Source organism: Pseudoalteromonas sp. MSK9-3, assembly GCF_003590335.1.
GTDB lineage: Bacteria > Pseudomonadota > Gammaproteobacteria > Enterobacterales > Alteromonadaceae > Pseudoalteromonas.
The window spans coordinates 185,657-209,467 of the sequence record NZ_MIET01000070.1; the positions used below are offsets into that span (position 1 = coordinate 185,657).

The window sequence follows — 23,811 nt, forward strand, 5'->3', positions numbered from 1 at the left end:
TGCGGTATTTTTTAAGGCAAAGCTAAGGTTTATTTTTTGCTTCGATCCATTGCGCCATATACTTGGTACTGCGCATAGTATGGTGCTTAAGCATTTGTCCTGTAAAATTATTGGCACGGTGTGTTTGTAAGTTGCGTATTGTGTCGTTTATTTTGTCTAAGAGGGTTTTTTGCAACTTATTTTGATCGTAAAAATGCGTAAGTAAGGCATTACCCGCTCGTTGCGCTTGTATAAAATGTATCTCAGATTGATAAAGCTCGACGGCCTTCTCTGCAAATTCACTGGCTGTATCTGCGATAGCACCGTGCCATGGGAGGTCGCCATGCATACCTTCAGCACCAATATGCGTGGTCACGCAGGGAGTTTGTGTGATCATTGCTTCTAGTAGCTTTCCTTTTATCCCGGCACCGAAACGCAGGGGTGACAAACACACGCGACTGTTACGCATTACGTCGAGTGCATCATCAGCCCAGCCTTTGATTAAAAAGCCCGTTTTGGGGTTATTTAATGCCGTGGCTTTTGGCGGTGGATATGAACCATAAATATGTAATTGGGCATCAGGAATTTGTTTTCTAATGAGTGGCCAAATCTCTTGTAAATACAATACTGCATCCCAGTTGGGGGCATGACGAAAATTGCCAATGGTCATAAAGTGCGCACGTTGTGAAAAGCGGGGGCTTTCTGTTGCAATAGCATCTAAGTCGACCATAAAAGGTAAATGATGTAATAATGAGGCGTCGACTTTAAAAACTGAATCTAATAAACCCATTTCATGATCTGAAATGATCAGACTCATATCAGAGCGCAAAATTGCCGCGATTTCACGTTTTGCTATATCGCTCATTAAATCTAAGTGAGAAAACTCGCGCTTAGCTTTATGTGCGTCATGACGTGCATTTCTTAGGCATTGTAAATCTTCAGTATCTAATATTTTTAACGCGTTGGGTGCATAGGTATCAACGCGCCAGCCAAATTGTTCTTCCATCATAAATCGGTCAAACATAACAATGTCTGGCGAGTAAGCTTGGATATATTCATTAAAGCTGGCGCAATTTAGATTGATTTCTTTGGTCGAAACGCCCTCAGTTGGTAAATCAACCATGTGCTCGGTTTTTTGTGCTGGACTCGCAAATTCAACTTGCCACTGTTGCTTTTTAAAAAAGCGTAAAATAGACATCATATGACTGCCAGCAGCAGACGAGTTTGGTTCTGGCCACACGTAGCCAATTACCAAGACTTTTTTATTCATAAAGAGGATTCACGTATTTGAACTGATACATCAACGAGCGTTCTTACTGCTGGTTGCGCTTTATTTAAAATTTCGCCGAGGGTTTGGCATGCTCGCTTACCGATATCATTGGCATCGATCCGCACTGATGATAAGGCTGGCTGCATTAAGCATGAATCAGCCAAATCGTCAAAGCCCACCACTTTGATATCTTTACCTGGCACGAGGCCGTGTTGGCGCATGGCTTCGATTGCGCCATAAGCGATCACATCACTAAAGCAAATAATAGCTTGAATGTTTGGCGACTCTTCAATTAGTTTATTGAAAGCTTCTCTGCCACCTTGGCGGTTGGTAGGCGCTTGAATAATACGCTTTTGATCATGAATCCCTTTGAGTTGCAAAGCAGAGTTGAATCCAGCGATACGTTCATGATAATCAGAGATATCAGCAACGCCCCCTAAAAAAGCTATGTGTGTTATACCTTGCTCTAAAATATGCGATGTGGCTAAGTGTGTCCCTTTTTGATTATCAGGTAAAATTGTCGGGGCACTTGAGTAGGGTACTTCTCGCATAATATTGATAACGGGAAAACCACTATTAACTAGGTTATCGGTCCACGTTTGTTCGGTGCCGGGTGCTGGACACATAATAAACGCAGCGACATTATATTCTTTTAATGTGTTGACGACTTGCTTTTGGCGCTCGTAGCTTTCACCGGTATTAACGAGCATAGGCACCATGCCAAGGGCGTAAATATGTTTCTCTAAACCCACAGCAAGCTGAGCTGAATAAGGGTTAGTCAAATCATTAATCACAACGGCAATGAGATTGGAGCGTTTACTGCGCAGCGCGGCAGCATCTCTATTATAGACATACCCTAATTTGTCGATTGCTTTTAGTACTTTCTCTTTACTTTTATCGCTCACTTTATCGCTTTGGGTCAGGACTAAAGAGACGGTTGATTTAGACACCTGAGCTTCTCTGGCGACATCGAAGATGGTTACTTTTTCTGGCTTATTGTTTTTCATAGAGATGCTAATTGCCTAAAGTATGGGCTTGCTGTTGACGAAAGCGTATTTTAACTTAAATAAACACCGCGAAAAAGCATTAGCTCAGGTTAAAAGTATCTTATTGAGCTGCATTTTTTTGTTATTCACGTATATTATGGCCAAGTTTGTCATTTGAGTGCAGGGATTATTACAAAATGAGGAAGTGGCTTTTTTATAGCATGATGGTTGGGTGGCTGTTTATGGCTTGGGGTGTGCATGCGTCAGACTCTGGGTATAAAGTACCATCATCAGATCTCGCAAAGGTGGTTGATGCTGAGTTGATCCCTCAAAGTAAGCTGAGTGCTGATGGCAGGTGGCTAGCCCTTTTAAAGCGCCGACGTGTTGTAGCGTTAGAAGAGCTTACCTTACCAGAGAAAGCATTAGCAGGTATCAAATTTAATCCCGCAACCTTTATGCGTAATTCGTCTCGGGTGTATGCGGCGATTGAATTAAAACACGTTGAGACAGGCTCCGTTGTTAAACTAAACGGCATACCAGCAGGTAAGCTACGCAACGTACAATGGGCAGCGAACAGTCAATACATTAGTTTTATCGTGGAGCAGCAGGATACAGCCACGTTATGGCTTTACGATATAAAAAAGCGTAAAGCTAGACAAATGACCACGAGCACCCTTAATGGGGTAGTCACTTCGCCTGCATATAAGTGGCTGCCTGATAGCAGTGGTTTTGTTGTAAACTTTGCCGTGAACCATGGAAAACCACGCTTATTGGAAAGTGGGCAAAAAAGCGGTCCGATCATTCAACAAAGTAGCGGTGTTAAAGCGCCCGCACGTACATACCAGAATTTACTGAGTAGTCCATTTGATGAAGCACAGTTTAAATTCTTTGCACAAGGTCAGTTGGCCAAATTATCTATAGATGGGCGTGCTAAAGCGATTGGTAAGCCAACGTATTTAAAGTCTTTTTTAGTCTCGCCTGATTCAACCAATCTCATTGTTGGTATGATTGATGAACCTTTTTCTTATCAAGTTCGTTATTCTCGTTTTGCCACTGTATGGCAAGTTTGGGGAATGACTGGTTTTCCTTTATATGAACTCGCAAAACAACCCTTAGCAGACTCCATTCCACAAGGGTTTGATAGCGTACGAACCGGCCCTAGAGAGTTTCAATGGCGCAAAGATAAAGGGGCTACAGTTTTATGGGCAGAAGCCCAAGATGGTGGCAATATGAAGCAAGTAACAGAGCATCATGATCACTTGTACACCATCAGTTCACCATTTAAGCGCGAACCTGAATTATTTGCTAAAGTGAAAGACCGCTTTTCGGGCATTCAATGGGCTGATGAAAATATTGCATTGCTTAGTGAATGGCAGTTTACAGATCGCTTAGTGCGTACGTCGGTTATTTCGCCAAGGAATGCTGATGAGCGCAGAGTGATATTTTCTGAGCGTAGTTATAATGATGCTTATAACGATCCTGGTCGTTTCATTATGGCTAAGAATGACTTGGGCGCTGATGTGTTGAAGTTAGTCGGTGGGCGGTATTTATTTTTACGTGGGAATGGTGCAAGTAAAGAAGGTAACAAGCCTTTTTTAGACCGCTATGATGTGAAAACGAATAGTACAACACGCCTGTGGCAGTCAACAGCACCGTATTATGAACGAGTTCGTGCCATGTTAGATGATGAAGGGCTCAGGTTCATTACTTTACGTGAATCAAAATTAGAGCAGCCAAACTTCTTTATCCGAGATTTAACTTTTGACGCATTGACACAATTAACACGATTTGCGCATCCTTATCCTGAGTTTAAAGGGATCACCAAGGAGCAATTAACGTACAAGCGCAGTGATAGTACGCAGCTAACGGGTAACTTGTATCTACCCGCAAATTATGACCCATCGCAAGGGCCTTTACCGGTACTGATGTGGGCATATCCGTTGGAATATAAAAATAAGCAAGTCGCTTCTCAAGTGAGAGAGTCTCCGTATGCATTCCCTTATGTTGGATATTGGGGACCAATGCCATATTTGGCTCAAGGTATTGCCGTATTTGATGATCCTAAAATGCCAATCATAGGGGAGGGAGCGCAACGACCGAATGATAATTTTAGATCTCAATTGGTCGCCAGTGCGAAAGCTGCAGTAGATGTTTTAGTTGAGCAAGGTATTGCAGATCCAAAACGCATTGCAATTGGCGGGCATTCATACGGTGCCTTTATGGTTGCTAATTTGTTGGCACATTCAGATTTATTTGTTGCTGGCATTGCACGCAGTGGTGCCTATAACCGAAGCTTAACGCCATTTGGCTTTCAAGGTGAAGAGCGAGACTTCTGGCAGGCACAAAATGTTTATTCAGCCATGTCACCGTTTTTTCATGTAGATAAAATCAACGAGCCAATGTTAATGATCCACGGTGCTGAAGATCCAAATTCAGGGACTTTTCCCATGCAATCGCAAAGAATGTACGCGGCGATGAAAGGATTAGGAAAAGATGCCAGGTTGGTAATGTTACCGTATGAGGGCCATAGTTATAAAGCTCGAGAAAGTATTTTACATGTGCTTTGGGAGCAAGAGCAGTGGTTAAAACGGTATTTAATGCCACTCCCAAGTATTGAAGAGATAGAAAACATAGATTTAACGTGGATGGAACCTTTAGATATTGAACCCTCAGATAGTACCGTGGAGCCAAGCACTACTTTGCAGTAAAGTGTTTATGTGGTAAATGGAGAGTCAGCTCCCCACGCACAGTGCAGCGGGTAGTTGACTCACTGTATTTAAATGGGAAAGTCATACTTGCGCCTTTGAAGCAAGTACCTTTGAAGTAAGTTAGCGGCGTGAGTAAAGCGTGAGTATTACAGTGTAATACTCACGGCTTATAGGTAAAGCTCAGTGTTGATCATCATCATGAAGTTTAAGTGTTAGGCTGCTTTAGACCCTGACATTGAACTGCCTATAGAGGCGGTTATCACCATTAATATTGCGCACCACTGCAAAGGTGTGAGTAATTCAGCGAGGATCAAGAACCCTGCGAGTGCCGCAATTGCAGGCTCTAAACTCATCATAATACTGAAACTTTGTGCCGACATATTACGTAGTGCAACCATTTCCAAACTATATGGTAATGCGCTTGAGAGTAATCCAATCATGATCCCAAGAGGGATTAACTGCCAGCTTAGTAAGGCGCTTCCTTGTGAGGCTATGCCATACGGCACCAAAACAACGGCAGCAATACTCATACCGAGTGCAACTGTCGCTCCGCCAGAGCCATGATTGCCGGTTTTTTTACCAAATAAAATATAGCCAGCCCAGAATGCGCCTGCGATAAGTGCTAACACGACACCTATAGGGTCTAACCCATCGACACTCCCCATATCAGGTAAAAGAAGCACGATCCCGAGTATTGCAAAGCCAACCCAAAGATAGTCTCGTTTACGTTTGGAGGCAAGGAGTGCAACAGCTAGCGGGCCGGTAAACTCCAGCGCAACACCAATGCCAATTGGGATCCGTTCAATGGCATAGTAAAAGGTGATATTCATGCCACCTAAGCATAGCCCATAAACAATGATAGGGATCCAATTACCTGGCAGGCGTCGCCAAGGTCGAAAAACCATACACAGAATAATCGCAGAAAATCCCAGTCGATAGGCTGTGGTGCCTTCAGGTCCAACATAAGGGAATAGCTGCTTAGCGATTGATGCACCAGATTGAATTGTCACCATTGCACAGAGTAAACACGCAATAGCGAATAATGTATCTTTATTGATAGCTGGCATTTTAAGGCTCATTGGAACTGAAATATCGTAAAGGCGCCAGTCTACTGTGAGATCTAAAGCATCTCAAGCATATTGTATACTTTATTCTTGTGGTTAGCGTTGGAAGATCTAAAAGTTTACATTGTGTATCGTTTAATTTGTTATTTATTGACCTAGTCCAGCTTTATTAACACTTTAATGTTTTAAGGTATTTGAACCAATCGTTTTGATGTCGTGTCATTGCTTGGTGTTTTTTTGAATTCATGTGGGCATCTTTGTCTTTTTCCGTCATAAAAGGACCAACTCGACAAAAAGGGCAGTGGTTATTTTGTAAATAGTGTGGCAATACAAGCTGTGCACTCAGTGCCGGGTTCGGTTTTTTTGACCAAACATAGGTGGTGCCGCTGGTGTCTTTCACATGTTTATCTCTATCCACATTACGGATTTTATAACCACCGAATTGCCTTATATCAAAGTTAGATTGTCCCAAATACTTGATATCAAGGTTATGGTTGAGAGACGATTCTAAGTCCCACTCACAATAGGGCTTTACATCTTTGGAAGTAACATAACATAACATGTGGCCAGTTGGGTCTAGCGCATATTGGCTAGCATAGCTAATAAAGCAACGTAGCAGTCGCCTATTGAGCGTATTAACAGACAAAGGCTGTGCATCAAACTCAGATTTACTGGTAAAGCCAGGCACCAAAGGAAATTGAAAAATAACAACATCAAAACTGTGCTGTTTTAGACGTTGCCAAGAGTCAGGACAAGTAACATCAAACTCAGTGTATACAGAAATAGCATGATTTTTTAGTGTATCGAATGAATGCGATTCATACTTGTCTCGAAGCTGCTGCTCAGAGTCATAAATACTGGCACAAAGGTGTTTTGGTGAGATGTGGGTATGTAATGCTGAAGAAAAGCTTAAGTCACCATCCCCAACGGTTAAAATTCGCCATTGCTTATCTAAAATCATGTAAAACCATAGTCAATAAAAACGCGCAGAGTATATCATTGAACAGGGAGGTTGGGTAAACCTCAAACGGTTTTACCCATTTGGATAAGCGTGGTTAGTAATGCCTTTGTGCGAGTTGATCAAGTAATGCCATAACATCACTACTGGCACTTTCCATCCTATTGAGTTGTGCAATGACTGCTTGTTTATCTCCTGATGAAAATAACATCATGGCTTCGACGCCCGCTCTATGTACTTCTTTATGCGGTGCATCGATGCGTTTAAAGGCTGAGTGAGCACTAAATTGTTTAGCACCATCACCTTTGAGCCATTTGCCTAGGCGGCAACTGGCATGATCTGCAAAACTATCGATTGGTTGCTTATCTATACCAACTAGATGATTGTATACATCGCCTTTCCATACCACGTGGTCAAGTTTTACGGTTTGCAAGAATGTCTGGGTTGTGGCATTCATGATGGTATTTTTCATAGAGCCACAGCTACTCACGATATCTTTATATTCATCATTTAAATGTGAAATGCTGCCCGACAGGTTGTGATTTGAGTCTTGGATCACACTGACTGCGTTGACGGTGAGCTGTGTTGTATCAATGATTTTTTTAACTAAATCAGAGACTTCATTGGCAGATTCATTTGTATTATTTGCGAGTGCGCGCACTTCATCGGCCACCACACTAAAACCTCGGCCTGCTTCACCAGCTCTAGCTGCTTCAATGGCTGCATTGAGTGCTAACAGGTTTGTTTGGTCAGAGATCTTCGAAATTGTGGTCACGAAGGTATTAATGTTGTCGGCCATTTGCGATAAGCCAGATATGTTATTTGTCATATCTCCCATATTGCTGGCTAAGCTTTCCATACCTTGCAGAATGTTTTTGAGTGAGCTTTCTGAGGTCTCAAAAGATTTATTTACACGATTTATTGATTGGCTTTCTCTCTCTATGTCGATAAAGCTTTGTAGTACAGTCTCTCTGATCCCCTGGATCTGGGATAAACCATGCATGGCACACTGCAATAGTTGATTGTCCGTGTTGTCATTGAGCTGAGCTTGAGAGTGAACTAACTTGTGGTTTAAGTCGTCGGCTTGCGCTTTTAACTGAGTATTCTCGTGAGTTAACTGCGCGACGACACGTTCTAGATCCTCGATTTTTTGCTTTTGTTGTTTATTACTAAATAGTTGATCTAACAAGTGGTTGTCCCTCTTTATCGATTTACCGTACCGAGGGTATCAGTGAATTAACTAAAGCGCTACAATTACTGTTTAACTTATTGAGCTAAATCAGAAGTTGTTAATATTTTTGGTGTGTTCCAGGTGGTTTGTTTAATATTTAGATGAGCTGTAGGAGGGGTCGTGATGTTCATTCACCTCTATGAGTGGTAAAAGTTTTAACCGACGGCTTGCTAGCAAGTAAACAACTATTGAGAGCGAGGGCGAGTGCGCACAACTTTACTGGCTTTATCAGAGTACATACTTGAATCCGCGCGTTGCACTATAGTGTCAGGTTGCTCTTTGGAGTCGGTTTTTGCTGTACCAATACTCAAACCTACGCCATATTCAAAAATTTGCTCAAGCAAGCAGTCACGTAAAGTACTGAGCGCCTGATCATTATCTCCTCCAAACGCCACAAATTCGTCGCCACCAATTCTAAAACAACAATCGTCACCAAATTGTTTTGTTAACGAAGCTGAGAATGCTTTGAGAATATTGTCACCTACATGATGACCATATTTGTCATTGGCTTGTTTAAAGTCGTCTAGGTCGAAGTAAAAAAGCAGGGATTGTTGGTCACTGAGTTCATCAAAGGTTTCAAAGCAAGCCTTACGATTACCAATGCCGGTTAACGGGTCATGATTTGCCTCATAACGCAGTTGTGCCTCAAGCTTTTCACGTTGTTCTATCTCGGTGTTAAGCTGACCAATTACCCCACGCTTTGTTAAAATCATCGTCAACATGCCGTAACATGTAATGAGAAAGCCAATGTTTTTAAGTGAGGTATCAAAAATGAGCAAGACAAAATCACTATCACTGATAAAGTCATCGGTAATATCAAGCAGTAACCCGATACTATATATACTCCAGCCGAATAGTAAGAGCCTACTTTTGAGGTAAGGGACGCTAAGTGCAATTAATGACGTCGTTAACCCAAACCAAAACAGCTCTTCAAACGTGTCCCAATAAAAGTCTGGTTGGTTTAACTTCCACGCGGTAAATAGACCAACTACTAGCCAAATGAGTACTAGATAAACTTTAACTGCCATATGCATACCTTTCAGATCTCTCATCTATATATATAGCAGATAAATTAGCAAAGTAGATTATCCTCGGGTTAATTCAATGCTTTGTGCCAACATAAATAAGTGACAGACAAACACAACCGAGGTCAGTACATAGCGCATTTTTTGATAATCTTTATGGTAGCCCTGCCACACGGCCATCCCTCTTTCAAATACCAAAACAATTGGGTAGCTAAGCGCAAGGTAGAGCAAAACGATTGAAGAATCGAATAGTGCTAAAAGTGGAAACGGCATAACAACTAGTACAGCCATGACTGCATGGGTATAAGACTGCTCACCAGCTCGCCACAAAGTGCCTGCCATAAAGGCAAGAATACCTAAACTATAGTAAATAAATGTATCAATAGCGGTTATTGATGACCCCAGAAGTAACGGCCAAAACACGCAGGCTAAAAAAGGCAAAAGGCCAAAGTAGCCAAGTTGGATATGATTCATATAAGGGTGCATGCTCTACTCTTTGTTGCGTTATTTATCAATATTGTACGTATGGCAGTATACCTTAGGTGCACTGTTCTCGGGAAGTTTTGTCATACTGTTCGGACTTTCATCGAGAAAAACAGGTTGATAAAGGATTTCATCCAAAATACCGATTAGTTTAATCTAAACAATCAATTTTATTTGTTTATTCAAAACCACTATCTTAGTTACCAAGCCAAACGAACACAGACTACATGTTCGAAACATACATTAATTATTTAAACTAAGAGAGAGCACTATGAGCACATCTTTAATTAACACAACAATCAAACCTTTTAATGCAACCGCTTACCACAATGGCGACTTTGTAGAAGTAAGCGAACAAGACTTACTAGGCAAGTGGTCTATCGTTTTCTTTTACCCTGCAGATTTTACGTTTGTTTGTCCGACTGAACTGGGTGATGTTGCTGATTATTACGCGCAGTTACAAGAAATGGGCGTCGAGGTTTACTCGGTATCAACAGATACGCATTTCACTCACAAAGCGTGGCACGATACATCAGACACAATACAAAAAATCAAATTCCCAATGATTGGCGACCCTACAGGACGCATCACACGCAACTTCGGTGTAATGATTGAAGAAGAAGGCCTTGCGCTTCGTGGTACATTCGTGATTAACCCTGAAGGAGAAATCAAGGTAATCGAAACACACGACTTAGGTATTGGTCGAAGTGCAAAAGAGCTACTTCGCAAAGTACAAGCTGCACAATATATTGCCAGCCATGACGGTGAAGTATGCCCTGCATCTTGGCAGCCAGGTGAAGAAACACTTGCGCCTTCTTTAGATTTAGTAGGAAAAATCTAATAGAAAATACTGCTCATGGGGTGACTTAGTTGCCCCGTGTATCACTTATTGCTGTGAGGAAATTAAGCATGCTCGATGAAAATATCAAACACCAACTACAAAGCCATTTTAGTGCCATTACTAATCCGATTGAGCTGATCATTGCCCTCGATGACAGCAATAAATCAAAAGAAATTCAAACCTTAGCAGACGATCTAGCGTCACTAAGTGAGCACATTTCAATTAAACATGCGACGCAAGCGAACACACGTAAGCCCAGCATGGCGGTATGTTCCCCAGATAAGCACACCCACATTGAGTTTGCAGGTGTGCCAATGGGTCATGAATTTACATCATTGGTTTTAGCATTACTACAAACTGGTGGTCACCCAGCTAAAGCGTCAGAGGATGAAATTTCGCAGATCAAAGCACTCGATAAACCGCTTAATTTTGAGGTTTATATTTCATTGAGTTGCCAGACTTGTCCGCAAGTTGTGCAGGCGCTTAACTTAATGGCTGCCACTAACCCTAATGTACGTTCGACGATGATAGATGGCGCGTTATTTCAAGACGAGGTCAATGAGCGCAACATATTAGCGGTGCCTGCGGTTTACTTAAATGGAGAGTTATTCTCACAGGGGGCTGTTACCCTGAGTGATATTTTAAATAAGGTTGATAGTACATCAGCAGAGAAAAATGCGGCAAAGCTTAATAAAAAAGGGGTTTTTGATGTACTTGTTGTTGGCGGTGGTCCGGCTGGGGCATCAGCGGCAATTTATTCAGCCAGGAAAGGGCTTAAAACGGGCGTTGTTGCTGATAAGTTTGGCGGCCAAGTCTCAGAGACGCTCGGCATAGAAAACTTTATTTCTGTACAAGCAACACAAGGTCCTAAACTGGTGGCGCAATTAGAAGAACACGTTAACCAGTATGAAGTCGATATTATGAAAGGGCAAAGAGCGCTCAGTGTATCTGCAGATGAATTACTGAGCATTGAACTTGAAAGTGGTGCAACGTTAAAAGCCAAATCGATAGTTGTCGCGACAGGTGCTCGATGGAGAAGCATGAATGTGCCAGGAGAAGCTGAATATAAAGGCCGAGGAGTTGCGTATTGCCCTCATTGCGATGGCCCATTATTCAAAGGTAAACCGGTTGCTGTTATTGGCGGTGGAAACTCAGGAATAGAGGCCGCGATAGACTTAGCCAACATTGTAGAGCAGGTCACCGTACTGGAATTTGCCGACACCTTGCGTGCTGATGACGTCTTGATCAAAAAAGCACGCAGTTTACCAAACATAACAATCATTACTCATGCACAAACAACACAAGTACTTGGGGATGATAAGAAAGTCACTGGCTTAACCTATATTGACAGAGATACACACGTTGAACATCAACTGCCAGTAGCGGGTATTTTTGTACAAATTGGCCTAATACCAAACAGTGAATGGTTACAAAATTCAGATGTGGCATTAACTCAATTTGGTGAAATTGAAGTTGATGGTAAAGGCGCGACTTCAATGCCTGGGGTATATGCCGCAGGAGATGTTACCTCTAGTGCTTTTAAACAGATCATAATTGCAATGGGCTCTGGTGCAACCGCAAGCCTAGGAGCATTTGATTACTTGATACGTCATGACACAAGTAAAGCTCAAGCCGCCTAAGGGCAACTAGATTAGATGGAAGGCTGTTTAAGGCCACTCGAGTGAACAGTACTTTCAACGTATTTATATAACGCCGATTTTAAAAAATCATTGCATGTCAGTTCGTTAGGTACTGACAACACCCAGCAATGCAAAGCCATTTAATACCCAAGTATTAAATGGCTTTTTCGGTTACACCCTCTTTTATAATGACTTGGTATTGGGCTGCAGAAATAAATTGAGAAAAGCTTTCACACCAAATTATCACGGTATTGAATGCTTCTATATCAATATGCTTTGGAACAGTAACAATAAAAGAGTCAAACGTTTTTATGTCAGCAATACTGATCATTTCTGACTTCAAACGCATGAAGTCAGCTTCTGTTTCTACAAACTGCTTTGCCAAGTACAACTTATAATCAGGTCCCGGTGCGATGGTGCCTTGAAAAGCAATGGTGTCTGTTGAGATGCTCACATCACCTTTTGCAAAATGTAGCAAGTCTGAATCTTTCAGTGAACTGACGAACTGCCCCTTGTGCTTTACATGTTGAGTGGCAGTAGCGAGTTCTAGCATACTTGGACTCGCAGGTGCACTGATAATAGGCAGTGCGTACAGGCCGCTCAAAAAACCCACAAAAAATGTAACAACAATTAACAATGTCAGTTTTACTATTTTCATTTATCCGCGACCTTTTCAAATTAGTTAGCGCTGATTATAGCGTATTGAGATCAGCTAAATCGCTAATTTTATTCATAAAGGACAAGTTTCTAGAACTTTTGATAGTTAAAAAATACTAATCAAATTATTTTTATTAGTACTTTTTACCCTTGCTACTGGTTTGATATGCTTTATTTGTAACGAATGAAATACACATAAAGAATAAATATTGGTGTGAATTTTGTGCTAATTTTTGGTTTTATTCATGTTATTGTATTGTTTTTATCAATAAATACAATGAGTTTCACTGTATTTCTAAATGTTATGTTATTTTATTTCTAATCCTTTTTTGTGTTTGTTTTTATTTTTGCTAACCCCTTGTGGTTGGTTTTTTCGAGTGTAGAATTCTGCGCCGTGTCTACCTATGGGTACATTTGTAACCATTAAGTGGCATAAATAACAAAAAACATACAAATTAGGAAGGTTTCATGCCGTATTCACGCGACCATAAGCGTATTTTTCAATTTAGCGCAATAACAGCCGCTATGCTGAGCAGTTCAGCATTCGCTGCGATTGATTGTGCCCCGTTAGATAAGTGGCAAGCAAACACCATTTACACCAGTGGTGATCAAGTTCAGCAAGATGATGTTGCTTATAAAGCCAATTGGTGGAACAAAACATCTCCGAAGCTCCGTTCAGGTCAGTGGCAAGAGTGGAGTAAACTAGGTAACTGTTCGTCATCAGAGCCTGAAAATACAGCCCCAAGTGTGGATTGGCTAAAGCCTGCAGCTGATGTTACTGTGCTTGAAAATGACAGCGTTATCATTGAGTTTGCCGCGACCGACAGTGATGGAACCGTTAAGCAGGTTGCGGTGTATCATGATGATGAACTCGTGCGTGTGTTAGACAGTGCCCCGTATTTGTTTAACTGGCAAGCAAAGGTCGGTGAACATCAATTTCATGCCGTCGCATTAGATGATGATGGAGATACCGGACGTTCTATTAGTCGCAAAGTGACAGTAAACACTTTACCGAAAGACACCAATAACGCGCCCACTGTGCGTCTTGCAGCGCAATTGCCTTCAGAGCTTGAAGTGGGTGCGAGCATAGGCTTTACACTTCAAGCAAATGACTTAGATGAAGATACACTCAAGCAAGTGTTGCGTCTTAATGGCGAGATACTGGTTGAAACGACTGATCTAACCCACCAGTTTGATTGGCAAGCGAAAGCAGCAGGCCGTCAGGTATTTACGTTAAGTGCAATTGATGAACATGGCGCTGAGTCAGAAGTAGTACAACGGGTATTTACAGTAAAAGAAAAAGGCGACCAGCCAGACAGTCATGACAACTGTCGTCCTGCCGGTTTGTATCAAACGCCGGATGTAACACCTGCTTACTGCGATATATACGACAGTGAAGGTCGCGAAAAAATGGGGGTTGATCACCCCCGTCGTGTTATTGGTTACTTTACGAGCTGGAGAACGGGTAAAAATGATCAGCCGAGTTACCTAGTTAAAGATATTCCTTGGGATAAAATCACCCACATCAACTATGCATTTGCCCATGTTAATGCTGAAAATGAAATCAGCATTGGTAACCCAAACGCCGAAAACAACGCGGCAACCAATATGACGTGGCCGGGTGTCGCGGGTGCTGAGATGGATCCTGCGCTCCCTTATACGGGTCACTTTAACCTCCTAAATAAATATAAGCAGCAATATCCTCACGTAAAAACCATGATCTCTGTCGGTGGCTGGGCTGAGACTGGCGGCTTCTTTGACGAAACAGGAAAACGCGTTGCCAGTGGTGGGTTTTATACAATGACAACCAATGAAGATGGCAGCGTTAATCACGCAGGCATTAACGCATTTGTTGCCAGTAGTGTGGAATTTTTGCGGACTTATGGCTTTGATGGCTTAGACGTCGACTATGAATATCCATCGTCAATGAAAGACTCAGGGCATCCTGAGGACTTTGAGATCAGCAACCAGCGTCGTGCGGGGTTGAACAAGTCTTATCAAGTACTGATGAAAGCATTACGTGAGGCACTTGATAAAGCCGGTGAACACGATGATAAACATTATATGTTGACCATTGCTTCGCCTTCGTCAGGCTATTTATTACGCGGGATGGAAACCTTTCAAACGGCGCAATATTTAGACTTCGTGAATATTATGTCATACGACTTACACGGCGCATGGAACGACCATGTGGGGCATAACGCACCTTTATTCGATACAGGTAAAGATTCTGAGTTAAAGGTGTGGAATGTATATGGTACTAAAGAGTTTGGTGGTATTGGCTATTTGAATACCGACTGGGCGGTGAATTACTTCAGAGGCGCATTGCCATCAGGGCGAATTAATATTGGCTTGCCGTATTACACCCGAGGTTTTCAAGGTGTGAATGGCGCAGAGAATGGCTTATGGGGGCGTGCACCGCTGCCAAATCAAAGCGATTGTCCTAAAGGCACCGGCATTGGTGACAAAAACAAATGTGGTAACGGCGCGGTTGGCATCGATAACTTATGGCATGATCTTGAAAATGGTCAAGAAGTGGCTGCAGGTAGCAACCCGTTATGGCATGCTAAAAACTTAGAAAATGGCATAGTACCTAGTTACTTGGCTACCTATGGTCTGACGCCAGAGTCTGATCCTGATGATGTTATGACGGGGAAATATGAACGTCATTACGATGAGGTTGCCGTGGCCCCTTGGCTGTGGAATGCCCAGAAAAAAGTGTTCTTATCAATAGAAGATACTGAGTCTATGAAGACAAAGTTAGATTATGTTATTGATAAAGACTTAGGTGGCGTGATGTTCTGGGAGCTTGCCGGTGACTATGCATTTGATGCCAATAAGGGCGAATACTTTATGGGCTCGACGATGACATCGTTGGCGTATGACACTTTTAATCAAAGTGGCAAAGCGTATGGAGCGCATTTAGGGGACTCGCAGTTTACACCACCTGAAACGGCGGTCGATGTGAGGTTTGTTGCCAAAGACTTCCCAGTCGGTGACCAAAACTATCCGATCAGACCTACTTTTGCTTTTACGAACCACTCAGAAATTGATTTAACGGGGGCAAAAATATCGTTCAACGTGCCAACGTCAACGTCTGCTATTTTCAAGTCAAATTGGAATGCACAGAAAAAGCTTGGGATGCAAGTTGAATTAGATAACTCAAATGCCTCTGGTAATAACATTGGCGGATTTGAAAATGAATTCCATCGCTTTTCAATCACCTTAAAAAATCAATGGGGTGGCCAGCTTGAGTCTTTCAAAAAAGGCGAAACAGTCAATGCGCAAGTGATGTATTACATGCCCATTACTGGGCCGGTAAATTTCGTGATTGAAAAAGATGGTAAAAAGTACGCGTTTGCAACAGAGTACCCAGCGCTGCCAGTTGCTAATAACGACACACCCGACCCAGGTGATGGCACCCCCCCATCAGACAAACAATGTAATGGCATTGATGTATCAACGCTTAATACCTATCCAAACTGGCCGCGTACTAACTGGGCTGGACAGCCAAGTCACGCATTAGGTGGCGACCACATCATTCACAACCAAGCTGTATTTAAGGCGAAGTGGTGGACCAATAGTGCGCCGTCTGATGGCGGTGCTTGGCAAAAAGTGTGTGACATTTAACCATTCTGGTTTAGAGAGCGAAAAACACACAGTCTAATTCAAGGGTCGCTTGCGGCCCTAGGGAAACTTATGAAACAACAATTAACACTGACAGCGGTTGCGCTGGGGATCACTGTCGCTGCAATACCGCAGGTGCATGCCCACGGATATATGGATAGCCCTAAAGCGCGTCAAACCATTTGCCAAGAACAAGGGGGCTTTTGGTGGCCAAAAGATGGCAGCAATATTCCAAATGCGGCATGTCGAGCTGCTTTTCTAAAAAGCGACCATGTACAGTTTATTCAAAGGCATGAATTTGCAGCGAACGTGGCAGATTTCAATAATCAAACTGCGGTTGAAGCGGCAGTGCCAAATGGCAAGTTATGCGCCGCTGGCGATGCCAATAAAGCGGGTATGAATATCGCTTCTGCTGATTGGCAGCGCACGGTGGTTAAGCCAAATAGTAATGGTGATATAAAAGTTCGATATCGCGCCACTACTCCACACAATCCTAGTTTTTGGCAGTTCTATGTAACTAAGCCGGGCACTGCGATCAGTACAGAGTCACTGCGCTGGGACCAGCTTGAGCTGGTGCAAGAGCATGACAATGTGGCATTTTTTATGGCACCTGATGGCAAGCGATATTATGAAATGACGGTTGCTATCCCTGAGCAGTTTACAGGTGACGCTATTTTATATAGCCGTTGGCAGCGAGATGATGTGGTTGGAGAAGGGTTTTACAACTGTAGCGATATTACCATTGAACGCACAGATAGCACGCCTGATCCGGTGGTTTGGCACTCAGCTGGTTTTTACGTAAAGCAAGGTCAAGACGCATTAGCGGGTGACACGGTATGGCTGCGTTTGTTTGATGCAAACGGACAAGAACTCATTCAACAGCAATTTAAAGTAACTGAGCACTCATTAGATTGGGCGATGCAATTGGCTCAGCTAGTTGTGCAAGATAATCCTGATTTGATTCAGATTGGTGTTAAGTCAGCAACAGGTGATGTGACATTCGATCATCAAAACCTGTCATCCAATCAGGTTTTTGTTAGTGACACAGCGCATAGCTACAATTTAAGTATTGTAAAGCAACCAGTTAACACAGCGCCGACAGTACATACGCCACAGCCATTAACATTAGAAGAAAATACCAATAAGCACTTACATGTTCATGCCTTTGACGATGAGCAAAGCACGCTAACCTTTGCTTGGCAGTTGCCTAACGCGCTGAGCTATACAGGGGCTGGTTCAACAATCACAGTCACCGCACCTGAAGTGACTGCAGACACTGAGTATACCGGGCAGGTTACGGTCTCTGATGGGATGTTAAGTAAAACGGTTCCGCTACATATCACTGTCACTAACAAGGTAACCCCGCCAACGCCTCCGACACCGCCAGAAGGTGACACGTGGCAAGCAAATAAAGTCTATACCGCCGGAGATACTGCGGTTTACAACGGAAAAACCTATCGTGCTAAATGGTGGGTAAAAGGTCAGCGACCAGACCAAAGCCAAGCGTGGCAATTAGTAACAACAGACGATAGCAGCAATGCGTGGAATGCAAGTACGGCTTATCAAGGGGGCAGTATTGTGACCTTTCAAAGCCAGAAGTACAAAGCGCGCTGGTGGACTCGAGGCCAGCAGCCAGGCAGTAATGCTGTGTGGCAGAAACTATAACCACCTTATAAAACATTAAATTTCATTGCTTTAAAAAAGCTTTAAATAATAACTATTAAAACAACATACTATAGGAAAAACTATGTTTAAATTTTTACTCTCAGCGGTTGCTGTTGGGGCTGCGCTGGCAAGTGCAAGTACCGTAGCAGCACCATCAACACCCAGTATCACGTGGAAGCCACAAAATTACTCGTTTGTGGATGTGAATATTTATGGTCGTGGATCATACAAACAACTTATTCAAGCAAAAGACGAAGTAAACATTCAAATTGAGTGGAACGCTTGGTCTGGCAAAGGCGGCGATAGCTATCAGGTATATTTCGACAATGAACTCGTCAATGAAGGTCAGTTATCGCCTGGTTCTAAAAGTGGCGTGATCAGCTTCCCGTATAAAAAATCGGGTCGTCATCAACTGCAAATTGCATTGTGTGATGAAACCGGCTGTGTAAAAAGCGCCACTAAGCCGATTGTGATTGCCGATACTGACGGCGGGCATTTAGCGCCATTACCGTTAAACGTTAACCCAAATAACAAACAGTTTGATACTGATCCTAATACGGTTGTTGGTGCATATTTTGTTGAATGGGGTATTTATGGTCGTAAGTTCGATGTGACGCAAATCCCAGCTGATAACTTAACCCATTTACTCTATGGTTTTATTCCAATTTGTGGCCCAAATGAGTCACTGGCTGAAATTGAAAACGGTAACAGCTTACGTGCATTAAATCTGGCATGTGGGGGTTCAGAAGATTACGAAGTGGTGATTCATGACCCATGGGCAGCAGTACAAAAAGCACTGCCAGGTGTGAGCAGCAGTGATCCAATTCGCGGTACCTACGCACAACTTATGGCACTTAAACAACGTAACCCAGACTTAAAAATCTTACCTTCTGTGGGCGGCTGGACATTATCAGATCCATTCTTTGATTTTGACAATAAAGCCAACCGTGACACATTCGTTAAGTCAATGCGTGAGTTTTTAACCACCTGGAAGTTTTATGACGGGATTGATGTTGACTGGGAATTCCCTGGCGGAGATGGCGCTAACCCGAACTTAGGTAGTGACAAAGATGGAGAAGTTTATGTGACGCTGATGAAAGAGCTGCGCATTATGCTCGATGATCTTGAAGCGCAAACTGGCCGTGAATACGAGTTGACCTCTGCGATAGGTTCTGGATGGGACAAAATTGAAGACGTTGATTATCAACAAGCTGCGCAATATATGGACTACATTTTTGCGATGACATATGATTTTCATGGTGGTTGGAACAACGTAACTGGACATCAAACAGGTATTTATTGTGGGTCGCATTTATCAGCCGATGAATGTAATGGCACAGGTGTAGATGAAAACGGTGAGCCGCGCAAAGGGCCTGCCTATACATTAGATAATGCAGTTAAGTTGTTGCTTGAACAAGGCGTGCCAAGCGAAAAGCTAGTAATAGGTGCTGCGATGTATGGCCGTGGTTGGGAAGGGGTGAAACCTGAAAATGCGACCATTGCAGGCAACCCTATGACGGCACCGGCTAACGGTAAATTACGTGGTTCAACGTCTCAAGGAGTGTGGGAAGCGGGCGTGATTGATTATAAGGGGCTCAAGTCTCATATGATTGGTGCAACCGAGCAGGGCGTGAATGGTTTTGAGGTTGGCTATGACGAGCAAGCACAAGCTGCATATGTATGGAATCAGCAAAAAGGTACCTTGGTAACGTACGATAGCCCACGCTCAGTGCAAGCAAAAGGCCGATATGTACGTGAGCATAATCTTGGTGGCTTATTTGCGTGGGAAATTGATGCAGACAACGGTGACATATTAAATGCGATGCATGAAGGTCTTGCTGGAAAATCAACGCCAGTTCCTCCTAAAAATCATGCGCCAACGCTTGAGCTAACGAGTGAAGTAAATGTTATATCAGGCGCGACGACCCAGCTTGTGGCCAATGCCACAGATCCAGAAGGAAAGCCTCTGACTTACCTTTGGCAGGGAGACAGTGCGTTAACTTTGACTGCGAATAATGAAACACTCGTTATTACAGCGCCAGAGATCACAAAAGATGCCGTTTATACCGTGAATTTAACGGTATCTGATGGAGTCAATGACGTAACTGCATCGGTCAAAGTAATGGTGAGTGCACCTGTTGTAGAAAATAAAGCGCCGAGCGTGGCAGAAGTTACAGACATTGTTGTGGATGAAAACAGTGAAGTAGCATTGAGCGTGGTGGCTTCGGATCCAGAAGGGAAGACATTGAGCTATAGCTGGCAAGTACCAGGTCATAGCATTGTCGGCTCTGGCAGTGAAGTGATATTGACCACCACAGAAGTAGAGCAAGACCAACGTGTAACAGGCTCTGTTTCAGTGTCTGATGGGGTGAATACGGTTGAGCGTGAATTTAGCGTGACGGTGAAAAACACAGAGACTACGCCAGATCCAACACCTGAGCCAGGTAAAACAACATGGAACGCAGACACCGTGTATGTGGGTGGCAACATCGTTTGGTATAACGGCGTGCAATATAAAGCACGTTGGTGGACCAAAGGGGCTGTACCAAGTAACGGCGGTGTATGGCAAGAGATCATTCCTGATGACGGCACGGTTCGTGACTGGCGCAGTGATTTAGTCTACACCGGTGGCGATCAAGTAAAGCACGATGGCATTAAATACCAAGCACGCTGGTGGACACGAGGTCAAACACCAGGCAGTAATGCTGTGTGGCGCAAGCTATAACCTCAAGTTTATTTAACTAACACACGATTGGGGCAAGGAGGCCCTTTTTACAAAAACAAAAATTATAGAGATCATTATGTTCAAACTAACCCCAATCGCGCTACTGGTTGCCGCCAGTAGTTTCCCGCTTTATGCCACTCAAGCTACGCAGATACATACAAATGTAGAATTAAAGCAAAAGCTTATGGATGTTTTCTCACCTCAGCAAAGCCAGTTCTCTACTCAGGGTAACCATGAAACGTCGTTACAATTTAAAGCGCATCAGCGCTCAGCAGATGGTAAACACATCCGCCGCAGTCAACATTATCGCGGCGTGCGTGTGCACGGTGGTGAAGTTGTCACTCATCATGACGCTGAAAACTATGTAGGCGCATTAAATCATCGCCAAGGTACAATTAAGTCAGTGAGTGGCAGCGTGGTTGAAAATGCCTATGTTGACGTGACGGTTCCGAGTTTTGACGAGTCGAAGGCCATTGAGTATGGTCGTCAAAATGTGGCGAATATCCAATTTACCAATGATGAACACGCAGAGCTGGTGATCTACCCTTACCAAGAGAGCTTCCGTCTTGCCTATATTGTTACATTTTATGCGGAAACGCTTGAGCATCCGACTCGTCCCGAGCTGGTGATTGACGCGCAAACGGGTGAAGTGTTAAGTCAAACAGAGACATTAGCACACGCAAAAATTGGCATGGGGCCGGGTGGTAATGAAAAAACTGGAAAGTATTATTTTGGTGAGTCAAAAGCCAAATTTAACGCGACCGACTTAGGCAATGGTCACTGTGCAATGCAAGATAGCGATATCCGCGTGATCGACATGGAGCATGGGACAACGAATACGCATACTTTTGAATTCCCTTGTTTTGAAAATACCCACAAAGCCATCAATGGCGCATATTCACCGCTCAATGATGCGGTATTTTATGGTCAAGCAACCATAGATATGTTTCATGAATGGTTTGATAGTAGAGCGTTGAGTAGCGATTTGGTGATGCGTATTCACTATCGTCAAGATTACCTAAATGCGTTTTGGAATGGTAAAGAGGTTACGTTTGGCGATGGTGACCATCGTGTATACCCGTTTACTTCTTTAGGCGTGATTGCTCATGAGGTTGCACACGGTGTGACACATCAAAACTCGAAGCTTGTGTATAGTGCACAATCTGGGGGGGTTAACGAGTCTTTTTCAGATATGACATCTGAAGCGTTGGAATGTTATCTGAGCGAGCAAGCGGATGGCAGCTGCGTAGTTGATTGGAAAATTGGCGCACGTATCTTCAAAAATCTTGATGCAATGCGTTATTTAGATATGCCAAGTAGAGATGGCCGTTCTATTGATCATGCCAGTGAATACAAAAGTGGCTTAGATGTTCATTATAGCTCAGGGGTGTTTAACCGTGCTTTTTACTTACTCTCTACGACCGAGAATTGGGGTGTGAAAAAAGCCTATGAAGTGATGCTTCATGCCAATAAAAATTATTGGGTGTATAACGGTAATTATGAGTCGCTAGCGTGTGGCGTCACCGATGCGGCAAAAGACTTTGGTTATGATATTAAAGCGGTAGGGGATGCGTTTAGTAAAGTGGGTGTGTTTGCCTGCACCGACAATAAAGCGCCAACCATCGATATTACCAGCCCAGTTAACAACAGCCGCCATATTGTGGGTACTAATATCGAGCTAAAAGCACTTGCAGAAGACGAGTATGGTGAAGTGTCAAAAGTGGTATTCAGCGTAAATGGACAGGTTTATAAAACACTGACTTCAGCACCTTATACAACACAATTTCAAAGTAACACGAAAGGTGAGTATGTCGTCACAGCAGCAGTCACCGATAATGAAGGGCTGACTGCCAATGCCCCTGCTGTGGTATTCAACTTAATTAACCCAAGTGATTGCGATACGGCTCAGTGGCGAGCCGGTCAAGTGTATACACAAGGTAACAAAGTGGCCTTTGAAGGGTTTGAATATACCGCTAAATGGTGGAACCGTGATCAAAGCCCAGCGACCAATGCCAATGCATGGGGTGTTTGGAAAAAGGGGCTAGAGTGCGGCTCAGATTCGGAGCAGCCAAATAAAGCGCCGAGTGTACAGTTTATAAGCCCAAACACGACTAATAGTACCGTAACTGTGGGCGACAATGTTGCCGTAAGTTTGGTGGCAAATGATGCTGATGGTCAAGTTGAACAAGTCAATGTGAGTGTTAATGGCACCTTATTGACCTCGTTACGGTCAGCTCCTTTTAGCTTTAACTGGCAACCAGAGGCAGCAGGCACCTATCGTTTAAGTGCAGAAGCGGTTGATGATAAGCAAGCCAAATCAGAACTTGTATCTGTTAACGTGACGGTTAAAGGCGCGGATCCTACGCCAACAGCACCCAGTGTGAGTTTATTGTCACCAAATAATGGCAGTGTATTTGAGCAGGGCAGCACGGTAACTTTACAAGTAAATGCCTCAGATGCTGATGGAGACTTACAGCACGTTGTCTATTTTGTGAATGGTACACAAATAAAGCGTACACAGGCACCTTATGCGGCTACGGTAACGGTACCAAGTGTTGGCAACTATAGTGTATATGCCGTCGCGACTGATTCATTAGGTCTTGCGACACAATCTGAAACACACCGTTTTAGCGTTACCGCAAAACCAACTGGCTGTGATACCCCTGCTTGGCAAGCGAGCTCAGTATACACTGCGGGTAATAAAGTAAGTCATGATGGTTTTACTTACCAAGCAAAGTGGTGGACTCGCAATCAAAACCCAACGAGCTACTCTTCACAATGGAGTGTTTGGAAAAAACTAGATAAATGTAACTAAGTTATACAGATATATAGTGTGGTATTGACTGGGACAAGCAAACATAAGTTGTTTTAGGTAAAGAAAAAGCGCAGTGTCGTAGACACTGCGCTTTGATTAACAACAAGTAGTTTCATTAATTATGACATTCATGTTAC

General features: G+C 43.2%; 15 protein-coding genes. 7 read left to right on the forward strand and 8 right to left on the reverse strand.

The genetic code is table 11. The features are described from left to right. Window positions 1-22 precede the first annotated feature (22 nt). Entirely contained in the window at window positions 23-1,249 is a 1,227-nt protein-coding gene (locus BGP78_RS21455) for a glycosyltransferase (RefSeq protein ID WP_119863304.1), read from the reverse strand. Further along, window positions 1,246-2,256: a LacI family DNA-binding transcriptional regulator gene (locus BGP78_RS21460; RefSeq protein WP_119863305.1), complete on the reverse strand. Its 1,011-nt coding sequence runs from the start codon at window positions 2,254-2,256 to the stop codon at window positions 1,246-1,248. The genes BGP78_RS21455 and BGP78_RS21460 overlap by 4 nt, the downstream gene beginning before the upstream one ends. A 200-nt stretch (window positions 2,257-2,456) precedes the next feature. On the opposite strand from BGP78_RS21460, the gene BGP78_RS21465 reads away from it, so the two are divergent. Beyond that, window positions 2,457-4,943, forward strand: coding sequence for a S9 family peptidase (locus BGP78_RS21465; RefSeq protein WP_119863306.1), 2,487 nt, complete (start codon window positions 2,457-2,459; stop codon window positions 4,941-4,943). A 212-nt stretch (window positions 4,944-5,155) separates the two neighbouring features. On the opposite strand, the gene BGP78_RS21470 is transcribed toward BGP78_RS21465, so the two are convergent. The 5 genes from BGP78_RS21470 to BGP78_RS21490 form a co-directional block, all read right to left on the reverse strand. Next, on the reverse strand, window positions 5,156-6,010 hold the full coding sequence (locus BGP78_RS21470) for a DMT family transporter (RefSeq protein WP_119863307.1): 855 nt from the start codon (window positions 6,008-6,010) through the stop codon (window positions 5,156-5,158). A gap of 166 nt (window positions 6,011-6,176) precedes the next feature. Continuing rightward, window positions 6,177-6,968 carry a class I SAM-dependent methyltransferase gene (locus BGP78_RS21475; protein WP_119863308.1) on the reverse strand — a complete coding sequence of 264 codons (792 nt, stop codon included), beginning with the start codon at window positions 6,966-6,968 and terminating at the stop codon, window positions 6,177-6,179. Window positions 6,969-7,062: 94 nt separating this feature from the next. Next, window positions 7,063-8,154 (reverse strand): methyl-accepting chemotaxis protein, encoded by a 1,092-nt coding sequence (locus tag BGP78_RS21480; protein WP_119863309.1) that lies wholly within the window; start codon window positions 8,152-8,154, stop codon window positions 7,063-7,065. 227 nt (window positions 8,155-8,381) lie between these two features. Next, on the reverse strand, window positions 8,382-9,224 hold the full coding sequence (locus tag BGP78_RS21485; RefSeq protein ID WP_182912358.1) for a GGDEF domain-containing protein: 843 nt from the start codon (window positions 9,222-9,224) through the stop codon (window positions 8,382-8,384). Between the two features lie 57 nt (window positions 9,225-9,281). Beyond that, a complete protein-coding gene (locus BGP78_RS21490) occupies window positions 9,282-9,707 on the reverse strand; it encodes a DUF3429 domain-containing protein (RefSeq protein WP_119863311.1) in 426 nt (141 codons plus the stop codon). A gap of 268 nt (window positions 9,708-9,975) precedes the next feature. Between BGP78_RS21490 and ahpC the strand changes: the two genes are divergently transcribed. After that, window positions 9,976-10,545 carry an alkyl hydroperoxide reductase subunit C gene (gene ahpC, locus BGP78_RS21495; protein ID WP_010362138.1) on the forward strand — a complete coding sequence of 190 codons (570 nt, stop codon included), beginning with the start codon at window positions 9,976-9,978 and terminating at the stop codon, window positions 10,543-10,545. A 68-nt stretch (window positions 10,546-10,613) separates the two neighbouring features. Further along, complete coding sequence (gene ahpF, locus BGP78_RS21500) at window positions 10,614-12,185, forward strand: alkyl hydroperoxide reductase subunit F (protein WP_119863312.1); 1,572 nt, start codon at window positions 10,614-10,616, stop codon at window positions 12,183-12,185. A 154-nt stretch (window positions 12,186-12,339) separates the two neighbouring features. Here ahpF and BGP78_RS21505 read toward each other — a convergent pair whose 3' ends face one another. Beyond that, a complete protein-coding gene (locus tag BGP78_RS21505; protein ID WP_119863313.1) occupies window positions 12,340-12,843 on the reverse strand; it encodes a DM13 domain-containing protein in 504 nt (167 codons plus the stop codon). Between the two features lie 467 nt (window positions 12,844-13,310). On the opposite strand from BGP78_RS21505, the gene BGP78_RS21510 reads away from it, so the two are divergent. From BGP78_RS21510 to BGP78_RS21525, 4 genes are all read left to right on the forward strand, one after another. Then, on the forward strand, window positions 13,311-16,472 hold the full coding sequence (locus BGP78_RS21510) for a glycosyl hydrolase family 18 protein (RefSeq protein WP_119863314.1): 3,162 nt from the start codon (window positions 13,311-13,313) through the stop codon (window positions 16,470-16,472). A gap of 69 nt (window positions 16,473-16,541) precedes the next feature. Continuing rightward, on the forward strand, window positions 16,542-18,134 hold the full coding sequence (locus tag BGP78_RS21515) for a lytic polysaccharide monooxygenase (protein ID WP_119863315.1): 1,593 nt from the start codon (window positions 16,542-16,544) through the stop codon (window positions 18,132-18,134). Between the two features lie 82 nt (window positions 18,135-18,216). Then, window positions 18,217-20,859 carry a glycosyl hydrolase family 18 protein gene (locus tag BGP78_RS21520; RefSeq protein WP_119863316.1) on the forward strand — a complete coding sequence of 881 codons (2,643 nt, stop codon included), beginning with the start codon at window positions 18,217-18,219 and terminating at the stop codon, window positions 20,857-20,859. A 76-nt stretch (window positions 20,860-20,935) separates the two neighbouring features. After that, window positions 20,936-23,674 carry an Ig-like domain-containing protein gene (locus tag BGP78_RS21525; RefSeq protein WP_119863317.1) on the forward strand — a complete coding sequence of 913 codons (2,739 nt, stop codon included), beginning with the start codon at window positions 20,936-20,938 and terminating at the stop codon, window positions 23,672-23,674. The last annotated feature ends 137 nt before the right edge of the window (window positions 23,675-23,811 follow it).